This window comes from Pseudanabaena sp. 'Roaring Creek' (genome assembly GCF_001402795.1).
In the GTDB taxonomy this organism is placed as follows: Bacteria; Cyanobacteriota; Cyanobacteriia; order Pseudanabaenales; family Pseudanabaenaceae; genus Pseudanabaena.
Genome location: NZ_LIRE01000327.1, coordinates 1 through 3,671 on the forward strand (window position 1 = coordinate 1; position 3,671 = coordinate 3,671).

At 40.6% G+C, this 3,671-nt stretch carries 4 protein-coding genes; 2 read left to right on the top strand and 2 right to left on the bottom strand.

Features of this window, described 5'->3' with window-relative positions; all coding sequences use genetic code 11:
• Window positions 1-355 precede the first annotated feature (355 nt).
• Complete coding sequence (locus AC805_RS11105; RefSeq protein ID WP_055075497.1) at window positions 356-1,147, top strand: VanW family protein; 792 nt, start codon at window positions 356-358, stop codon at window positions 1,145-1,147.
• Between the two features lie 286 nt (window positions 1,148-1,433).
• Here the strand turns inward: AC805_RS11105 and AC805_RS11110 are convergent, their stop codons facing one another.
• Complete coding sequence (locus tag AC805_RS11110) at window positions 1,434-2,132, bottom strand: pirin family protein (RefSeq protein WP_055075499.1); 699 nt, start codon at window positions 2,130-2,132, stop codon at window positions 1,434-1,436.
• A gap of 388 nt (window positions 2,133-2,520) precedes the next feature.
• Window positions 2,521-2,757, bottom strand: a complete 237-nt coding sequence (locus AC805_RS11115) for a CDGSH iron-sulfur domain-containing protein (RefSeq protein WP_055075498.1) — start codon at window positions 2,755-2,757, stop codon at window positions 2,521-2,523.
• 104 nt (window positions 2,758-2,861) lie between these two features.
• Between AC805_RS11115 and AC805_RS11120 the strand changes: the two genes are divergently transcribed.
• Window positions 2,862-3,257, top strand: coding sequence for a helix-turn-helix domain-containing protein (locus tag AC805_RS11120; protein ID WP_231662686.1), 396 nt, complete (start codon window positions 2,862-2,864; stop codon window positions 3,255-3,257).
• Window positions 3,258-3,671: the final 414 nt, after the last annotated feature.

Genomic DNA, 3,671 nt, shown 5'->3' on the forward strand with positions numbered 1-3,671 from the left:
TATAGCTATAGCCAAATAAGTTAAGACATAAAACCCAGAAGAGGGTTGCGGCGCTTCGCGCCGCAACCCTCTTCTGGGTTTTGTTTTTGTCCTAACATAACTGACAACTGCTATAAAATCCAATCAGAGAGTGGTGGCTCAAAGTACCACTATAAAACAAGTATAAGTACCACTATGTTGTAAGTAGCTAAGCGCAATCAAATATAAAAACTAAAAGCCTATGGCGCACTCTGCGCGTGCGTCACAGGCTTTTAATTTGGATTTTAATTATGCCCAGCTACTTGTGCAAGATTGTATGCAAGAATTAATTTAGGAACTAAAGCTAGGTGAAAATTTAAATTTGAGGAGCTAAGACATGCAGCAAGTCTGGCAAAATTTGAAAAAGCCAATCCGTAATAGCCTTAAATATACTAAAGCTTTAGTCAAAGGATATCCATTTCATTATGCAAATCAGCAAGAACCTAATGCTCTTGATCGCTATTCGCATAAATGGACAGAATTCACAACTTCTATTCCCGATCGCGGTACATCAGAAATTCGCGCTAATCGAATTTGGAACTTAAAACTTGCTGCCGAACGCATCCATTGTTTGAATCTTGCCCCCCAAAAAATTTTTAGCTTCAGCGATCGCATTGGCAACCCGACTAAGTCTAAGGGATTTCGTGAAGCTCCTGTATTTGTCAATGGTCAAGTATTAGTGGATGCCGGGGGAGGTTTATGTCTGATCGCCACCAATATTTTTAATACTTTACTTTATGGAGGTTGCGAAATTTTAGAACGGCATTGTCACAGCATTGATGCCTATGGAGAGTCAAGGTTTTATCCCCTAGGTCAAGATGCCGCTGTCGCCTACGGCTATAAAGATTTAATCATTCGCAATCATAGTTATATTCCTTTGCAATTACGCTTTCAGATATTAGAACAGGAAGGTAAAATTCAGTCTAGTCTATGGGGAACTATACCAAACCCTTACATCATAAGAGTGGAATCTCAAGTGATCGAGCAAATCAAACACTCCGATCCTCAATATCTATCAGGATGGATTACCAAAACTTCACGCTATGTCAAAAAAGAAATAGATCGATTATCTCCTTGGAAATGTGATTATGAGGCGATCAGCCTATATCAGCCCTGTGCTAAATCTTGAAATTGATTGTAGCTGTCGCCAATTGCACTAGGGCATAAACCCCAAGAATTGAGTGGCGGTGCGAAGCACCGCCACTCAATTCTTGGGGTTTGATTTATCCTATGTCCAGTGACGACAGCTATATCACTAAAAACGTCCCGTCCGCTGAAAAGAATCACAACAAACTTTTTGAAAGTGTTGCGAAGCAACACTTTCAAAAAGTTTGCCGGTAATAAGGTTTGCTTAGGACATAAAACCCCAAAGATGAGTGGTGGAGCTCCTCGCCACCACTCATCTTGAACTATAGTTAAGCCAAATCAAAAATCAGCAGTTCAGCATTACCTTGGGCAGTCAACTTCAAATCACTAACGATATCGCTAGAAATCGCATCACCTTGCTCTAACAAGCGATCGCCTACAAATAGGCTGCCCCTCGCTACCTGAATCCACGTATAGCGATTTTGTCTCACTGTATGTGTTATCTCTTTGCCATCTTCAAGAATAGAAGCATATATATCCGCATCTTGATGAATTGTAACTGAGCGATCGCGACCATCGGCGGAAGCAATTAACCGCAACTGATTGAGCTTTTCTTCTCTAGAGAAAGAGATTTGTTCGTAACTAGGCGTAACGTTTTCTTGGTTCGGTAAAATCCATATTTGTAATAAATGAGCCATTTCCGTCGGTGAATGATTGAATTCACTATGGGTAATTCCCGTGCCTGCACTCATTCTCTGTACATCACCAACGCGAATGATCGAGCCATTACCCATGCTGTCCTTATGCTCCAAAGCTCCATCTAGCATATAGGTAATGATTTCCATATCCCGATGGGGATGGGTTCCAAAACCTTTGCCACCAGCAATCCGATCTTGATTAATTACCCGCAACGAGCGAAAAGACATATGCTGCGGATCGTAATAACTGGAAAAAGAGAAAGTGTGATAGCTATCAAGCCAGCCATGATTTGCATGACCTCTCTCTTCAGATTTGCGGATAGTCAACATATTTTTTCCCGTTAATAATTGAATGATTATAGAAAGTATTGCAGTTTTCATTTTGCCATAGGCAAAATGAAAACTCAAAACCCTTGCTAGGATTGCTTTTTGTTTTTAAATGAGTACGTACTCATCTGAAAACCGCAATACCCTAAGTAGCTAAGCACAACTACAGTATTTTGCGCTCGTATCCAAACCTAGAAATTTTTTAAAAGTGTTGATTCGCAACACTTTTAAAAAATTTCTAGAGGGTCTTTTGATCGGAAATTACTATAAATCCAGAGTCAAAAGTAAAAGTAGCTAAGCATAAGTAAGCTTAAAACCTAGAAGAGAGTACTGCCCGCCACGCGGGCGGTACTCTCTTTGTTTTTAATTTTTAATTATGCTGAACTACTTATTAGAGTTTCGCATGTGCGCCATCACAGAATGGAGCATTACCTGTATGTTTACAAAGGCACAGAGCAACGGTCTTTGTTTCCGCTACTTCAAAGGCTAGAGGTGTAAACTCGGTACCTTTGTGTGCGCCATTACAGTAAGGCTGATTGGCTGATTCGCCACAGGTACACCAATAATAAGTTTTTGGTTCCAGTTCCAATACAACAGGCTTTTTGTCAGCAATCTTCGGTGCGCTCATTATTTTTCCCAAATGCGTTGGTTAATGACAAACCAACTATAATTGGCTTGCACTCTTTACGTAAAGTATGTACTTTTTTGTAAGGTACATACCAAAAGGATACTATGGAGCAATACACTGACACTTTTATTATCAAACTCTTAGCCGAAGATGATGGTGGCGCTTCTTACCAAGGTGGTAAAACGAGCTGTGCTGTGGAAGCGACTCTTGAAGCGATCGGTGGCAAGTGGAAGGTCTTGATTTTACACGAACTATTTAATGGCACCAAGCGCTTTGGCGAGTTACATCGCAATTTGCATAGTATTACTCAAAAAATGCTTACTCAACAATTACGCGAAATGGAAAGAGATGGATTAGTGCATCGCGAGGTATATATGCAAGTCCCGCCAAAGGTGGAATATTCTCTTACGGCTTTAGGTAAAACATTACAACCCGTATTGGAAGCCATGCATCTTTGGGGCAAGAGATATTTGGAACAATACAAAAGCCACACTTTATAAGCCTTTTGTATTATCCCAAACTCCAAGAATTGACTGGCGGCGCGAAGCGCCGCCAGTCAATTCTTGGGGTTTGATTTATCCTCATTCAAGTGACTGTATCTATAAATTAAAAAGCCTAGAAGAGCGTACCTCCCGCTACGCAGGAGGTACGCTCTTCTAGGCTTTTTAATTAACGTGAGTTCGGGATAATTTGAAACGGGCTTTTAGAAAAGGTTTGCATAGCGAACCTTTTCTAAAAGCCCAAAAGTAATACCAATTCCCAAAAGTGTAGCTACACTTTTGGGAATTGAAAACCAAATCCAGTAAGGCTTTTACTTTTGGGATTTTGAAATTTGCCAGTTTAACCCGAACTCACGTTAATTAAAAACCAGAGCCATAATCTGTGGTGTAGGCTGAGCCTGCACCACAGATTGC

Bases quoted from the DNA above. Each gene is read 5' to 3' on its own strand.
- AC805_RS11115 (WP_055075498.1), bottom strand. From the start codon at position 2,757: ATGAGCGCACCGAAGATTGCTGACAAAAAGCCTGTTGTATTGGAACTG.
- AC805_RS11105 (WP_055075497.1), top strand. From the start codon at position 356: ATGCAGCAAGTCTGGCAAAATTTGAAAAAGCCAATCCGTAATAGCCTT.
- AC805_RS11110 (WP_055075499.1), bottom strand. From the start codon at position 2,132: ATGTTGACTATCCGCAAATCTGAAGAGAGAGGTCATGCAAATCATGGC.
- AC805_RS11120 (WP_231662686.1), top strand. From the start codon at position 2,862: ATGGAGCAATACACTGACACTTTTATTATCAAACTCTTAGCCGAAGAT.